At 57.3% G+C, this 15105-nt stretch carries 11 protein-coding genes; 1 reads left to right on the top strand and 10 read right to left on the bottom strand.

The window, feature by feature from the left end; genetic code table 11:
* Position 1: 1 nt before the first annotated feature.
* Entirely contained in the window at positions 2 to 2029 is a 2028-nt protein-coding gene (gene ligA / locus CJ255_RS00925; RefSeq protein ID WP_097642211.1) for an NAD-dependent DNA ligase LigA, read from the bottom strand.
* Positions 2030 to 2438: 409 nt separating this feature from the next.
* On the opposite strand from ligA, the gene CJ255_RS00920 reads away from it, so the two are divergent.
* Positions 2439 to 2780, top strand: a complete 342-nt coding sequence (locus CJ255_RS00920) for an isoamylase early set domain-containing protein (protein ID WP_097642210.1) — start codon at positions 2439 to 2441, stop codon at positions 2778 to 2780.
* Between the two features lie 207 nt (positions 2781 to 2987).
* Here CJ255_RS00920 and CJ255_RS00915 read toward each other — a convergent pair whose 3' ends face one another.
* From CJ255_RS00915 to CJ255_RS00875, 9 genes are all read right to left on the bottom strand, one after another.
* A complete protein-coding gene (locus tag CJ255_RS00915; protein ID WP_097642209.1) occupies positions 2988 to 4166 on the bottom strand; it encodes a phospholipase D-like domain-containing protein in 1179 nt (392 codons plus the stop codon).
* Positions 4167 to 4533: 367 nt separating this feature from the next.
* Positions 4534 to 5463, bottom strand: a complete 930-nt coding sequence (locus CJ255_RS00910; protein ID WP_097642208.1) for an ADP-ribosylglycohydrolase family protein — start codon at positions 5461 to 5463, stop codon at positions 4534 to 4536.
* A gap of 288 nt (positions 5464 to 5751) precedes the next feature.
* Complete coding sequence (locus CJ255_RS24595) at positions 5752 to 7170, bottom strand: CdaR family protein (RefSeq protein WP_097642207.1); 1419 nt, start codon at positions 7168 to 7170, stop codon at positions 5752 to 5754.
* A 7-nt stretch (positions 7171 to 7177) separates the two neighbouring features.
* On the bottom strand, positions 7178 to 7999 hold the full coding sequence (gene cdaA, locus CJ255_RS00900; RefSeq protein WP_097642206.1) for a diadenylate cyclase CdaA: 822 nt from the start codon (positions 7997 to 7999) through the stop codon (positions 7178 to 7180).
* Positions 8000 to 8071: 72 nt separating this feature from the next.
* Positions 8072 to 9022, bottom strand: a complete 951-nt coding sequence (locus CJ255_RS00895; RefSeq protein ID WP_097642205.1) for a hypothetical protein — start codon at positions 9020 to 9022, stop codon at positions 8072 to 8074.
* Between the two features lie 141 nt (positions 9023 to 9163).
* Entirely contained in the window at positions 9164 to 12451 is a 3288-nt protein-coding gene (locus CJ255_RS00890) for a tetratricopeptide repeat protein (protein WP_097642204.1), read from the bottom strand.
* A gap of 36 nt (positions 12452 to 12487) precedes the next feature.
* Positions 12488 to 13423: an ornithine carbamoyltransferase gene (gene argF / locus CJ255_RS00885; RefSeq protein ID WP_097642203.1), complete on the bottom strand. Its 936-nt coding sequence runs from the start codon at positions 13421 to 13423 to the stop codon at positions 12488 to 12490.
* A 100-nt stretch (positions 13424 to 13523) separates the two neighbouring features.
* Positions 13524 to 14306: an ATP-binding protein gene (locus CJ255_RS00880; RefSeq protein ID WP_245863092.1), complete on the bottom strand. Its 783-nt coding sequence runs from the start codon at positions 14304 to 14306 to the stop codon at positions 13524 to 13526.
* Positions 14278 to 14991, bottom strand: coding sequence for a DnaD domain-containing protein (locus CJ255_RS00875; protein ID WP_097642202.1), 714 nt, complete (start codon positions 14989 to 14991; stop codon positions 14278 to 14280). The genes CJ255_RS00880 and CJ255_RS00875 overlap by 29 nt, the downstream gene beginning before the upstream one ends.
* Positions 14992 to 15105 lie beyond the last annotated feature (114 nt).

Below are 15105 nucleotides of genomic sequence, written 5' to 3'. Positions count from 1 at the left end.
ACTATGCTGCGATCAGCGCCCGCAGCCCGGCTTCGTCGAGGACGGGAATGCCCAATTGGGTCGCTTTGGTTAGCTTGCTGCCGGCGCTGCTTCCCGCTACGACATAGCTCGTCTTTTTGCTGACACTCTCGCTCAGTTTGCCGCCATGGGCGGTAATTAGCGCCCCCGCCTGCTCGCGGGTCATGCTTGGCAGTGTGCCAGTTAGCACAAAGGTCTTGCCTGCCAGGCTTGTACTCAGCGCATCCTCGTTCGCTTCGCGCTCCCAGCGCAGCCCGGCGGCCCGCAGTTTTGCAAGCAACTGGCGCGACTCCTCGCGCTGGAAGAAGGTGACGATACTCGCGGCCACCACCGGCCCAACGCCCTCAAGGGCAACCAGGTCGGACTCGCTGGCCGCCATGAGTGCATCAAGGGTGCCAAAGTGGCGCACGAGATCGCGGGCGGCCACACTCCCCACAAAGCGGATGCCTAAGCCCACAAGCAGCCGCTCTACAGAGCGCTGCTTCGAGGCCTCAATCGCTTGGAGCAGGTTGGCGATCCGTTTGGGCCCGTAGCCCTCAACCCCCGCAAAGCTCTCGGCGTTGAGCGCATAGAGATCTGCGACATCACTGATCCATCCGGCGCTCACAAACTGTTCGGCTTGGCGTTCACCGATCCCGGCAATATCCATGGCCCCCCGGCTGACAAAATGTTCCACCTTGCGGACCAATTGGGCCGGACAGATGCCAAAATTGGGGCAGCGCCATGCAGCCTCACCCTCGACGCGCTCAAGTGCGGTGCCACAGGCCGGGCAATGGGAAGGGAAATGCCACACTTGCACACTCGCATCACGGAGATGCAACACCGGCCCAACCACATAGGGAATCACATCACCCGCCCGTTTCACCGTCACAAAATCACCGATGCGGATGTCACGCTCGCTGATATAGTCGGCATTGTGCAAGCTGGCGTTACGCACCGTCACCCCACCAATCACCACCGGCTCAAGTTCGGCATTGGGCGTTAAGACCCCCGTGCGCCCCAGGTTGACCGTAATGGCTGCAAGGCGGGTGACCGCCTCGCGGGCGGGAAATTTGAACGCGACGGCCCAACGCGGATCGCGTTGAACGACGCCAAGCTCACGTTGCAGCGCAAAATCATCTACCTTGACCACAATCCCATCGGCTTCAAAGGGCAACTGTTCGCGGCGCGCCATCCACTCGTGGCAGAAGGCGACCACCGCAGCAAAGCGATCAAAGTGTTGGGCATCACGATTGACCGGCAGGCCCAAGGCGCGCAGGTAGTGCAACGTCTGCCACTGGCCCGTCAGGTTGACCCCTTGGACGGGGCCAACCGCATAGGCAAAGAAGCGCAAGGGGCGTTCGGCAGTAACGGCGGCATCCTTCTGGCGCAGCGAACCGGCGGCGGCATTGCGTGCATTGGCGAAACACTTCTCACCAGCCGCTTCCAGGCGCTGATTGAGCGCGGCAAAATCATCACGACCCATGTAGATCTCGCCGCGCACCTCGATCTGCGTAGCCAGCGGGAGCGCAAGCTCAGTGGGCACGCGCAGACTCAGCGGGATTGCGCGCACCGTACGCAAATTGGCCGTCACATCCTCGCCAACCGTCCCATCGCCACGGGTTGCGCCCTGCACCAAATGGCCCTCCTCATAGCGCAAAGCAATCGCCAAACCATCAATCTTCGGCTCAACCACAAAGCTCAGGGGTACATCAGGGCCAAGCAGGCGCAGCACACGGGCGTGCCACTCATGCAATTCCGCCTCGTCCATCGCATTGGCTAGAGAGAGCATCGGCTGAGGATGGGTCACCTTGGCAAACTGTGCAGCCGCCACACCAGCGACACGCTGCGTCGGTGAAACGGGGTTAATCAACTCAGGATGCTGCGCCTCAAGGCCACGCAGTTCACGCATCAGCGCATCATACTCCGCATCGCTCAACTGCGGATCATCAAGCACATAGTAGTGATAGTCGGCGACGCGCAGCGCAGCGGATAGTTCATGGATCCGTTGGGCAGGTTCAAGATGAGTCATGGATCAAATTCCTTTTCTTGTAGATTGTAGATTGTAGATTGTAGATTGCAGATTGTAGATTGTAGATTGCAGATTGCAGATTGTAGATTGCAGATTGTAGATTGCCTCAGCCCTATTTCCTATTTCCTATTTCCTGTTTTCTGTATCCTTCCCTTACCACAAAACCCGTAGACCTACTGAGTAGTTTAGCGCAATTCCTCACTAGCAAGCCAGATAGCTAGGTACGCAACCCGTAGTAACACCGATACGCAATCCGTGATGGTACGCAGAGACATGCGGCGGTTACTATGCTACGCTATTCACAAGGCTCCCTTGCATGATACCAGGTAGCATCCTGGCGCAAGCACTTCGCCACACCTGACATACCACCAGGAGCCGGGCCTGGCGTTAGCCGCTAAGGAGGTACCCTGTGATCACACAACAATTCACCGGCGATGGGCAGGTACTTGCCACCTTTCGCCTAAGTACTAGTATCTGGGCCGACAGCATCTACCTAGTCGGCGACTTCAACGAATGGAATACCCGCGCCACCCCCATGCACCGGGGTGAGCAGTATTGGGAAGCGAGCCTGATCCTCAAGCCAGGCGGCACCTACTACTATGCCTACTTGATTGACGGCACCGACTGGTGCAGCGAGCATACGCGCGCCTTCCGTACCATTGGCGGTGCAACCCAACCGATCACCTTCATCCCGATTGAAATCCTCCAAGCACGGCGCAAAAGCAGCGCCCATGAGGTACTTACTTCTTAGTGGCTACTCCTAATATGCCAGCCGGTAGAGCCGCCCCGGCGGGGCGGCTCTAGCTTGTGCCCTTGACCAATTTGAAAAGTAAGGTGCTGCCATAGACTGCCCCCTCAAGCGTTTGCGTACCTATGTACCAAGATGATACCTTCTGGTGCCTGTTGCGTCAATGCGAAGAAGCTGGCTGAAACGGCTATGAACTGGTCATCCTTGGGATCACTGGCAGCGAGGGGGGCGCTGCGCCTGGGCATAGACCCGCGCAAACTCCTCGCTATAGGCAGCAGCCAACACTGGATCGTAGATGATCAACGTATTCTCATCATTGATCGATTCAGCCCGAGCGGTAAAATTGTAAGAACCTGTAATGACAATGCGTTGATCAATGATGATCACCTTATGGTGCATGGTGTAGCAATTGCCATCGTGAAGAATGTCTACCCCTTCGGCTTGCAGCAGCGGGAACTCTGAGCCGACGCCACGGGCGTTGCGTCGCTCGAAGACGACGCGCACACGGACTCCAGCGTGGTGGCGCTCGACCAAGGCGGCCCCAATCTCATCATCGGTGAAGGCGAAGGCCATCACCTCAATCCGCTCTTGGGCTTGGCTGAGCAGGCGCACAATGTGGGGCCGCACCGGCTCATGGGGCGAAAAGTAGGTCTCGATGGTAACACGCCCGATATGTGTGGGCGAATAGGGCGTTGGGCCACTCTTCATACCCCCAAAACGCCCGGCAGCCATTCGTTCAAATTCGGCACGATAATTGGCGACAATGGCTGGATCATGGATACGCAGCAGATTGTTGTTGTTGCGGTAGGTATCGTTGTTGGTCACATTCCACGAGCCGGTCCAGACCACCCGCTGGTCAATGATCACAAACTTGCTATGCTGAAAGCTACTGCCCTGCTGCCAACTGATGGTCACACCGGCATCCTCAACGCTACCGGCCCATTTAGCCTTCCGCGGATCAACCAGATTATCGCGGTCAAGCGCCAGGCGCACCTGGACGCCACGGGTCTGGGCTTGGGCCAGGGCTTGGGCGAGGCTCATAAGGTTATACTCAAAACTCGCCAATTCAATCGTATGGCGTGCCGCCGCCAGATCGGCCAAGAGCGCCCGTTCAGCCGCAGGCGCAATGCGGCGCTTGGGCTGATCGGGATAGACCAGATCGGGCGTGGTGAAGAAGAGCGTAATGCGCCCATCACCGCTCACCGCCGCCGGGCGTGGTCGCTCGACCAAACCCAAGGCCACCGGATCAAGCCCCAAAGCGACCAACCAGCGTGTTGGGCTGCTCTGCCCACTCAATACCAATCCAGCGACCAACAACCCCAGCAGCAGCAACAACGTCGGGCCACGCCGTCGGGTACGGCGCGGCCCAGCCGATAGATCGTCAACCATAGAAAAGCCCCCATGAGATCAGCGGAGTGTAGCACCTCTACTAGATCTACCGCTGCTGGGGGCAAAAAGATACGGTTTTGGTGGGGGGGAGAGGAAACGAGGTTACAAGAGGTTTGAACCACAGAGGCACAGAGAGCACAGAGAGGTGGAGGATGTAGGGATGGGGAAACAGAATATGGGTGTTTGTCGTGTCAGGATGTGCCACATACCTGAAACTCTCCATACCTCTGTGCCCTCTGTGCCTCTGTGGTTCAATCACTCTGTATCTCTCCAAGAGGAGACAGAACACAGGTGTTTGCAGCATCAGGATGTGCCACATACCTGAAACTCTCCATACCTCTGTGTCCTCTGTGCCTCTGTGGTTCACTCAACTCTGTATCTCTCCACGGAGTTCCAAGAGCGCATCGGCCAAGGCTAGGATCGTATCGGCCCACAAAACAGTCGCTTGCCAATCTTGGGGAATCGCGGGCAGACCATAGTAGGCTCCTGCAAGTTGCCCATAGATCGCCCCGGTGGTATCGGCATCTTGGCCGAGATTGACCGCGAGGATCGCACCGGCTACAAAACTTTCGCTGGTATAGAAGGCCCAGAGGGCCGCTTCGAGTGCATCCACCACATAGCCAGTCCCGCGAATTGCGGGGGGCTGCTTCTGACGATAGCTACCCTGGGCTATACTTGCAACTAAGGGCATAAGATCGAGATCGGCACCCAGGGCGGGATCAGTCAACGCATCCTTGCTCGCGCCTGCCATGGCTCGCCAGATCAGGCGGGCATAGAAGCGGCATGCATCCACCGCCGCTGGGGCAGCGTGGGTTGTACATGATTGGAGTGCAGCCCATGCGATCGCTTGCGCCTCATGTGAAGCAGCAAGCACCACCGGAACCATCCGCATCAACGAGCCATTCCCGGCTGTATTGGGATTCGGATCGCCCGCCATAGGATCGCCCGTCGTCTGGTAGCGATAGAGCGCATCGCGGGTGGTATTTCCAATATCAAAACAGTGACCCAGCACCGAGTTTTCGCCCTGTTGCCACCAGCGCAAATAGCGATCCATCTGGTCGCGCGCAACACAATCGCGCATAGCCACCAAACTCTGAGCCAAACAGATAGCCATGCTCGTATCATCGGTCCAACCGCCGGGGGGCAAAGCAAAGGGGCCACCGCCCACAATCTGGGTTACTTGGGGCATAAAGGGATTCAGCGGCCCAGTAAATTCCAGCGTCGTACCAAGAGCATCGCCCGCCGCCAAGCCGATCAGTGCGCCACGAGCGCGATCCCTGAGTGTAAGATGAGCCATGGGGAACCTTGTTCTACTGCCTACTGCATGCTTCCTACTATAGTCTTTCAGAGGTTGTCTGAAAAGTCCATGTGCTGGCGTTGGAGTGCCGGCTTTAGCCGGCTAAAGCCGGCACTCCAGCATGTGCCACATCGTGTGGAACGACACTAGGGCCCTTTTCAGACAGTTTCTCAGATAATGTTTCTGGAACCTCTAGGATCGTGGGAAGGGTTTTCGGGGAGGGCTTCGCCCTCCCCGAACCCCTCCCCTTTCACCATTCTTTATCTGAAGGACTATACACTATACTTCTCATGGTACCACTGTTGGCGTTACTTCAGGTACAGGTTCGGGTTCTGGTTCGGGACTTGGGGCCACCGGAGTTGGTTCAGGCAGAGGCTCTAGGGTCGGTTCGGGGGTGGCATCCGGGGGCGGGGGCGGCACGGTTGGCTGCTCCTCCACTGGCTGCGGTGTTGCCGTCGCTGGGGCGCGGAGGGTTACATCAATACTTGGGAGATCAGTGGTCAGACGAATTCCAGCGGGCAGTTCCACCTCAGGCGTTAGGCTGTAGAAGCCCGGCCCGAGCCCGCTTAGGTCTACTACGGCACTGATCGGATTCTCGGCGAGTTCGTTGAGCGCCGTGCTACTGCCGGTGACCGTGAGGTTGATCACCACTGGATTGAAGTTCGCGATCAGACCAGGGGCAACCCCGACGAGTTGAACTTGGGTGGGTAACCCGATCTGGAAGGGGCGTTCGATGGGGGCAATCTGCACCGTGACGGTCACATGGTCGGGTTCTCCAGCGCGAGGCGAGGTACCATCGGGAAATTCGAGGGCCAAGCTGGCACTCAGGTCTTGGCGTGCGCCACTCAGATCAAGGCTGGTTGTGGTGAGCAGATCAACCGCATCAAGCGGCCCTGAGCTACCGGCCAAGGTTATCAGAGGCGGATTTACCTGCACTGAGCGAATCTCAAAGCCGGGTGCGGGCAGACCAATAATCTGTGGTTCAACCGGCACCAACTTGAGACCCACGACTGGATTGATTGGCACCTGCACGGTCACCGTACCAGGCTCAACGCGCACACCCTCCACGGGCTGGCCCGCCCCATCCAGAGGCGTGAGCGCCAACGGCGCCACATAGGTGGCGCGCAGTTGTTCAACATTGACCAAGGCACGCACCTCTTCAACGAGCATAACGCGACTGATCGGGCCATAGACGCGCACCATGTGGATGGGCTGGCCCCCAGAACTCACCCGGGGCTCACCTCGTTCAAAGCTAAAGGGGATATTCCCCTGGATTTCTACACTGATCGCCACCTCTGCGCTGCTCAACTGTTCGAGGCGCACGGGCACCTGGGCCGGTGCAACGCCACCAGGGGCCACATTGATCGCAACATTACTGCGGGTCGCCTCAACATTAATCGGCACCATATGTTCACCGGGACCCAAGCCACTCAGATTGGCCACCACGCGCAGATCAACGCGGCGCAAGCTCGCCAATTGCCGCTGATCAGTACGCAGAGTCACATCAATGGTGGGAAAGACCTGATTAGGCACACCACTCGTATCAACAATCACCAGATCATCATCGAGGCCCACAACTTGGAGGGGCATCTCAGGAAAGGTAACATTCTCATCAGGGTTTTGACTAAACGAAACGAAGGCCCACAGTGCGAAGCTCAGACCAAAGGCAAGAGTCAAGCGCAAGAGGGAGGCACGCAAACTTTTCATCGGGGACTCACTTAGCGGCTGCTTCCTCCAGCGAAATACGCAACAGGTCGGCCAACATCACCCGCAGGCGTGCCTCGGTGAGGTAGCTAACCATGCGTCCATCCTGCATCAGCGAGATCGCCCCGGTCTCTTCGGAGACCACCACAGCAATGGCATCGCTCTGTTCACTAATGCCCTTCGCGGCACGATGGCGTGTACCGTAGCGCCGTGGCCCAGCGACATCTTCACTAAGGGGCAGCACCACATTTGCCGCAAGGATGCGGTTGCCACGCACAATCACCGCCATATCGTGCAGCGGCGAATTGGGGTAAAAAATGTTCATGAGCAGTGGCATCGAGACGCGGGAGTCGAGGATGACCCCGCGATCAGCATACTCCTGCAACTGGCTCATGCGTTCAATCACGATCAGCGCACCAACCCCTTGTTGCGAGAGTTGCTGGGTGGTACGGGCAATCGTATTGATGGTGGTAATCACTTCTGAGCGATTCAACCCAGCCATGGGGCGACTGAGCAGTTCTGACGAGCGCCCAAGTGATTCGAGGGCCCGGCGCAATTCAGGTTGGAAGAGGATCGGTACGCCGACAATCAATGCTGGTGTAATGATCGTTGTGAGCAGCCACCCCAAGGTGGTCAACTGGTCACCAGCCACGGCCCCCAGAACGATCGCAAGAACTAACAGGATTCCAACACCGCGCAGCAATTGTACCGCACGGGTGCCGCGAATCACACCAAGCAGCCAGTAGAAGAGAATGGCAACAATGATGATATCGAGGATAGCAAAGGGGGACGTCAGCGGATTAAGCCGCGCCCAGATACGGGTAAGATCCATGGTTCACCACAAAGGCACACATGAGCGAGAGTTGCTTGGTTATACAGCGTGTAGCACCCAAGCCTTGTGCAACTACGGTTCCAACGCTACCTCTAGCCGATAGACCGCCCCCGGTGCTGGGGGCACATAGGTCGTGACGTGCAGGTAGATGCGCTCGGTATTGCTTGCACGATGGATGATCTGCGAAGCCAAGCCGATGAAATCATCATTATAGTCCAACTCATTCCCTTGGTGATCATAGAGCGTGAGGATTGTGTCAAGACCGGGATCGAGATCAAACGTGGTAAAGCGATAGGTCGCACCAGCAATCACATCAATCGCAACCCAATCCTCATCGCTGGGCAGGTGGAAGGTACGCGCTTGGACTTCACCAACCGTAATGAGGCTTGCATCCGCTTGGCGATCATCGGGTTCATAGGCATCGGGGGCGGGCGGCAGCAACTCGAAGACGCGCAACTTGTAGCCCAAGCCAGGTTCAGCAAGGGCATAGGCCGTGATCTGGAGGTACAATTGTGTTGTATGCTCTGCTTGGTAGTAGATCCGTGACGCAAGACCTCCATAATCATCATTATAGGCTACCTGGTTGCCCTCTGCATCGTAGAGCGTAAGGATTGTATCGGCACCATCCTCAAGATCAAAGGTTTCAAACTGATAGATGTACTCATCTCGGACATCAACACGCACCCAATCTTCGTCATACTCATTGCTAAAGGTTCGCGCTTGCACCTCACCAATCTGGATCGTTTGAGCCAATTCACGGCGATCATCAGGCTCATAGCGATCATCATAGCGCGTCTGAGGGCTTGCGGTGGGGCGTTGGATTACCTCAACATCGGCCTCAGCAATGGTGGTGCGTGTGGTCGCGGGGGCGGGCTGCGAGCCTAGTTGCCCCGTCATAGGTGTCGTGCTTGCTTCTGGGGTGGCGGTAGGCGCATTGAGCGCAAGATCAGCAAGCCCACAGGCTGTCAGCAGCCCAAGGGCGCAGAGGAGGACAATAGTACGCTGTAGGACGATTGTTTTCACAAGCGATTCCAGGTCTAGAGAGAGGGAGAGGGCGCAGAGTTTTTCACCACAGAGACCACAGAGATGGATGAACGCGAAAGCCCATTGAGACGCCATGTTCGGCAATCTGCAATCTACAATCTGCAATCTACAATATCATGCTCACTCTCGGCGCACGCCTTGGCGCTGTTGCAGCATGAGGTTCGCGGCGCTCAAGAGGGCTTGCACCCGTTCCGCTTCAATCCCTTCCATCTTCAACATGCGGTGGTAGAGTTGCACCGCCTGGGCAAACTCCTCGCGGCGCATGAGCATATCGCCAAGCATGTAGTAGGCATCGAGATCGCGCTGGTTGAGGCCAATCACCTGGTGTAACTCAGCAATAGCGTTATCGTAGTCGCGCTGCTTGGCAAAGATGCGTGCAATCTGCTTCTTCTCTTCAACCGCCTCCGATGAACGGCCCATGAGCGTATACATTAGCGAGAGCCATTGGCGCGCATCAATATCGTTGGGCGCAATCTGGACAATCTTATCGTACATTTGACGCGCCTTCTCGTGGTCACTGAGCGTCCAATGGACTTGGGCGGCCTCTTGGAGCGAAGCGACCGCATCTTTGAGTTGGCCCGCCTTCTTTTGCAGTTCCGAGGCGCGCACGAGCCCTTCTACGCCCTTATCGAGGTAGCCACGGCGCAACTGCATGCGGGCGAGGCGGCTGCTGATGGCGATATGGTTGGGTGCCAATTTCAGCGCATACTCGAACATCTCGATGGCGCGATCAAGCTGCTGACGCTCTTCATAGTGACCAGCCAGATCCTCAAGTTGTGCCAACGCCTCACTCAGTTTTCCTTGGCGGAAGTAGACATCGGCCAGCTTGGTGTAGATCGCACGGTCGTAGGGCAAAAGCTGACGTGCCTCCAAGAGGGCTTGCTCGGCTCCATCAATGTCGTCGGTGGCGGCATAGGCTTCAGCCATACGCCGCACAAAGTCACCCTTGTTCAGGGGGACGGCAAAGGCATGGCGCACGCCCGGATCGGGCACCTTGCGGCTCGCTGCGGCTTGCCCACGGCGCAAATATTCGAGCGCCTCTTCAGCGTGGCCCAGGGCAATATGGCTATCGGCAGTAGCTTGGTAGATCAAGACCGCAGGAAGGAGCAGGTCTGCTTCATCATTCACTAACGCCTCAGCCTGCTCAAGACTCAATAGGGCCGAACTATGCTGCCCGGCGTGCTGCTGGATAACGGCCAAAATGTAGTGCAAAATCGGCGCATCAGAGGTAAGGAGGGCGCTCCGATACTCCGCCTGCACCGGCCCCAACTCGTGAGGCTGCTGTTTGAGCAACTCGAGCAGCGAGGCCAGCGAATCCCAAATCGCCACAGGTTGCTCGGCCAGCAGCGCGAGGGTCATATTGAGCCGGGCGACGGCAATCGGATTGTTGGGATCGCCCAGTTCCAAGGCGCGGCGGAACTCGGCCAAGGCGGCCTCGTAGCGTTCCAGTTTCAGCAGGGCCAAACCATACTGGGCATGGACATCACGGTTCTTCGGTGACCACTGTAAGAGACGGCGGAACTCTTCAAGTGCCTTGTTAGACTGGCCGAGGCGTTGGTAAGTTGCCGCAACTTGGAGCATTTGGGTTACCGCTTCTTCGATCCGTCCGGCGTTCCGCAGCAACTCAGCCAAGCGCGAGCGGGCATTGAAGGTATCGGGCGAGAGTTCAATGAAGCGCAAGTAGACATCAATCGCCTCTTCAGGCTTACCACGCACGCGGAAGGTGTCAATCAGCAGTTGATACTTAGCCAAGGCATCTTCGGAGCGTCCTTGACGCTCAAAGACCTCACCCATACGCAAATGGATGGGCAGATAGTCTACATCGAGCCGAATTACTTCATGGCATGCATCGAGGGCCGCCTCAGTCAAGCCTTGATCCAGGTAATTGCCACTGAGCCGCACCCAGCCAGCCAATTCTTCACTGAGGCCGGTGGTATCGAGCGGAATAGCGGGGGCCACGCCTGCCGCCTCACTGCTCGGCATACTCTCAAGCAGAATCATCGGCTCAGGAATAGGCGGCGCAGCGGGTTTACTATCAAACGAGGAACTGGTATCGGGCTTACCGCCACGCAGGAAGTCGGTAATGGGGCGAATTTTACCCCAAACTTCCGAGGTAGCGGGCGCCTCATCAACCGGCTGGGTAGTCGGTTCTTCAGGCATGGTCAAGGCACCTGTGCCCATGGTGCGCAACTTGGCGAACATGTTGCGATCAGACAGTTCTTTGGAGCGGCTCTTAAACTCCCCAGCGCGTTCGCGGCCCCAACGCTTGCTGTCTAAGAAACTCGCCAAGGTACCATAGAGCGCGGCAGCACGGGCAATATCACCAATCTGCTCATAGATCGTCGCCGCATTCTCATACATCTGGATCAGATCATCGGCCTCATTGCGCCCAATTGTCTCCAGATCAACCAAGCGGATCGTCTGTTCAAACTCCTGGGCGGCCTGGGGCAACTGACCCAGATCATGGTAAATCTGGCCAAGCGCAAAGTGGACGGAGAGGGCGTACTCTGGATCGGAGGTAGCGCGGTTGAGCACACTGGCCGCTTGGCGCAGATCGCCCCGTTCTTGATAGATCAAGCCCAGCGAATAGAGCACATCGGCCCGTTCGAGGCCACCTTCAACCGCCTGTTCATAGAGTTTTGCTGCCTCTTCAACATCGCCCGCCTCTTGAGCTTTTTGGGCCTGTTCGACAAACTTCTCCAAGGCGAACTGTTGCGAACGGAGTGCCCCGGTCATACCGCTCAGATTGACCCGTGGCTCAGGGGCGGCAGCAGCGGCCTGCGCTTCGCTAGGCTGTTCACCAAAACCGGCAGCGCGGGCCATCGCCTCACGGATGGTCACAATCAGATCTTTGGCCTCGCGGCTATTAGGATCGAGGCGCAGAGCCACCTCAGCCGCTTCGGCGGCCTGATCAAGCTGGCGTGCCTGCAACTGACGCTGTGCGAGTACCAGATGTTCCCCCGCAGCCTCACGCACTGCGCCGGCATCCTCAAAGAGCTTGGCCAGGCGTTTGCGCTGATCATCGGCTTCAGGATGCAACTTGAGCAGCGCACGTAGCGCCTCCACCGCCTGCATTGGGCGGCGCTGGGCCACATGCATATCCGCCAACAGACGGTAGCTATCTACTGCCTTGCGATTGCCCTGTTTGGCTTGGGCCTGAGCGATATAATTGAGGAATAGGGGGTTATTCTGATCTTCTGCCCGCAACTCCTCAAAGACTTGCAGCGCCCGATCGAGCTTCTCGGTATGAAAGAGCGCGACCGCCACATTCATACGTGCATCGCTATCCTGCGGAAACTCTTGCAGGGCGCGGACAGCCAATTTCAGCGACTCGTCCCATCGTCGTTGGCGAGCCGCTTCGCGGCTCTGCTCTAGGGCTCGATCAAAGATTGCGCGGTTGCCAGCCATAGGTTTGGGGATCTTGCTATGCGGTGTATGGAACTACTACAGACCTAACAGGGTGAGAATCAGCGCCTTTTGTACATGCAAACGATTCTCGGCTTGATCAAAAACCACCGATTGGGGGCCATCAATGATCTCGGTGGTCACCTCTTCTTCACGATGCACCGGTAAACAGTGCATAAAACGAACATTGGCATCTGCTTGGGCCATAAGGGCCGCATTGACTTGATAGGGTTGAAAGACGGGCCGCCGTCGGGCGGCTTCGTGCTCTTGGCCCATGGAAGTCCACACATCAGTATAGATCGCATTGGCCCCGCGTGCAGCCTCAATTGGATTTGCGGTCACCTGGATCGTTGCACCACTCGCGGCGGCCAGGTGTTGGGCATGGGCCAAAATTTCCGCATCGGGGCGATAGTCAGGCGGGCAGGCCACGGATACACTCACCCCCAGGATGCCACCGAGCAGCATCAACGAGTGGCAGACATTGTTGCCATCGCCCATATAGGCTAAACGCAAGCCCTGCAAGTGCCCAAACTGTTCACGCAGGGTCAAACAATCAGCCAAGGCCTGACAGGGATGCTCACGATCCGAAAGGGCATTGATGATCGGAATGTTCGCATGGCGCGCCAAGGTCTCTACAGTACCATGCTTAAAGACACGGGCGGCAATGGCTTGCACCCAACGGCTCAGGTTGCGCGCGACATCGGGCACACTCTCGCGCCCGCCCATATCAATATCATTGGCCGACAGATAGGAACCATTGCCGCCAAGTTGGGTCATGCCCGCTTCAAAGGCAACCCGCGTGCGTAACGAAGGCTTCTCAAAGACGAGCGCCAGCGTTTTGCCCCGTAGCGGCCATTGTGCATGCAGCCCAGTGCCACCTGCACGCCATTCTGCCTTGAGGCTTGCGGCCCGCTCCAGCAGCGCTTCCGCTTCAGCGCGGGTGAGATCGGCCACCGAGAGAAAGTGTTGTTGCATGGTTCGTATTTACTCCATAGTAGCATCTTGCGAGGATGCATGAGGCGAAGACGTGCGGGCCTCGCGTCAGCGCAAACCGTAGTGTAGCACCAACGCATCCCTAACCACTATGCCGTTCACGCCGAGGGGCGCGCCGTTTTGCTTCCTGTTTTGATTGGGTAAACCGTTGGTTGGGCAGCCGCATGCGATAATCCCCCGCATCAATGATGGTAATCTCATCACAAAGTTCACGGTCACTCATGCGTGAGAAGATGCGTTGATCAATCTCCTTCGGATCACGATTACTGGTAATAACGGTTGGCAGGCGATAGTTGTACCGATGGTTAAAAATCTGATAGACCTTTTCACGCGCCCAGGGGGTCGCATTCTCGGTACCAAAGTCGTCCAGAATGAGCAGATGGGCCCCACGGATCTGCTCAAAGCGTTCATCGTAAGCAACTTCGCTACTTGGGCCAAAGGTACCACGCAGGTGATCGAGCAGATCAGGCACAACGGCAAAGAGGACACTAATGTAGTGGTTTTGTAACACATCGTTGGCAATCGCGGCGGCGAGGTGGGTTTTGCCACAGCCATAGTTGCCCATCAGCACGAGCCAACCCTCAGGCTGTTGGGCAAACTGCCGTGCGCGCGCAAAAGCGCGGCTCACCCCCTTGATGCTCGTATCAAAATTGTCAAAGGTTTTGCCCTGAAAAGGGCCAAGGTTACTCATCTCCACAAGGCGTTGACGGCGTTGTTGTTGCTTCTCAAAGGCACGACAGCGGCATGTAATCAACTGACCAAAATCGGCATGGCCAAAGGGAACATCGAGCAAGTAGTAGCCTACGCCTTTACAACGACTACAGACTTCAGCGGGCTCATTCGAGGTCGCTATCGTCGCTGCCACGACGGAAGAGTCCGCCGAACTGGCCGCTGGTATATTTGTCAATATCGATAGGTCGTCCGGCCTGATCGGGCGCATCGTTTCGTCCATCGGCAGCCCACCTCTCCAAGACTCTGCGTACATAGCGCCACGAACGCGCATTGGCCCGTACCGCCTCGCGCATGGCATCCTCGATCCAGGCACGGGGGTAGCGCTCTTCAGCCTCACGCAGTTCATCAATCAACATCGGGGTCACGAGACCAATATTCTGCTCATAGAGACGCAACAGTGAGGGCCGTTCCAGCACCTCGTGAACTGGCGTCAGGAAGACTTGGGCAGCAGCGATCTGTTCAGCCCAAGCACGATTCGCGGTGGTATTGACAAGGTACCAATTATTGATTCGTCCATCGGTAGGAACGGCTAGGTGCAACAGGGTACGACGGCGCACTGCCGCCTCCAAGCCTTCCGCCAAGAGATCCTCAAAAGGGCGCAGTTTACTAATGCTCCGCAACGAGCGCCGCAGGATCCGATCTTGGGCCAAATCGTCCCAACAAAGGCGGCGCGGCGTTGCCCGCTGGCGGCTCAGGCGATAGAAGATATGCAAGGTCACCTTAAGTTCACTCGGCAAGGTGATATTGGGGATCACCTCGCTGAACAACTCAGGCGGCAGGCTCACCAGCGTATCGGTCGAGAAACCGGCAAAGACCATGAACCACCTCGGTGCATGAACAGATGTCATTGCGTCATGGTACCACAAACAGAGGCAGAGAAGAACAGGGGAGCAGAGAAGAACAGGGGAACAGAGAACAGGGGAGCAGAGAAG

Origin of the sequence: Candidatus Viridilinea mediisalina (assembly GCF_002532535.1) — a bacterium.
Taxonomy (GTDB): domain Bacteria; phylum Chloroflexota; class Chloroflexia; order Chloroflexales; family Chloroflexaceae; genus Viridilinea; species Viridilinea mediisalina.
This window is presented reverse-complemented; position numbering and strand designations above follow the sequence as displayed.

Bases quoted from the DNA above. Each gene is read 5' to 3' on its own strand.
- CJ255_RS00910 (WP_097642208.1), bottom strand. From the start codon at position 5,463: ATGGCTCATCTTACACTCAGGGATCGCGCTCGTGGCGCACTGATCGGC.
- argF (WP_097642203.1), bottom strand. From the start codon at position 13,423: ATGCAACAACACTTTCTCTCGGTGGCCGATCTCACCCGCGCTGAAGCG.
- CJ255_RS00890 (WP_097642204.1), bottom strand. From the start codon at position 12,451: ATGGCTGGCAACCGCGCAATCTTTGATCGAGCCCTAGAGCAGAGCCGC.
- ligA (WP_097642211.1), bottom strand. From the start codon at position 2,029: ATGACTCATCTTGAACCTGCCCAACGGATCCATGAACTATCCGCTGCG.
- CJ255_RS00875 (WP_097642202.1), bottom strand. From the start codon at position 14,991: ATGGTCTTTGCCGGTTTCTCGACCGATACGCTGGTGAGCCTGCCGCCT.
- cdaA (WP_097642206.1), bottom strand. From the start codon at position 7,999: ATGGATCTTACCCGTATCTGGGCGCGGCTTAATCCGCTGACGTCCCCC.
- CJ255_RS00915 (WP_097642209.1), bottom strand. From the start codon at position 4,166: ATGGTTGACGATCTATCGGCTGGGCCGCGCCGTACCCGACGGCGTGGC.
- CJ255_RS24595 (WP_097642207.1), bottom strand. From the start codon at position 7,170: ATGAAAAGTTTGCGTGCCTCCCTCTTGCGCTTGACTCTTGCCTTTGGT.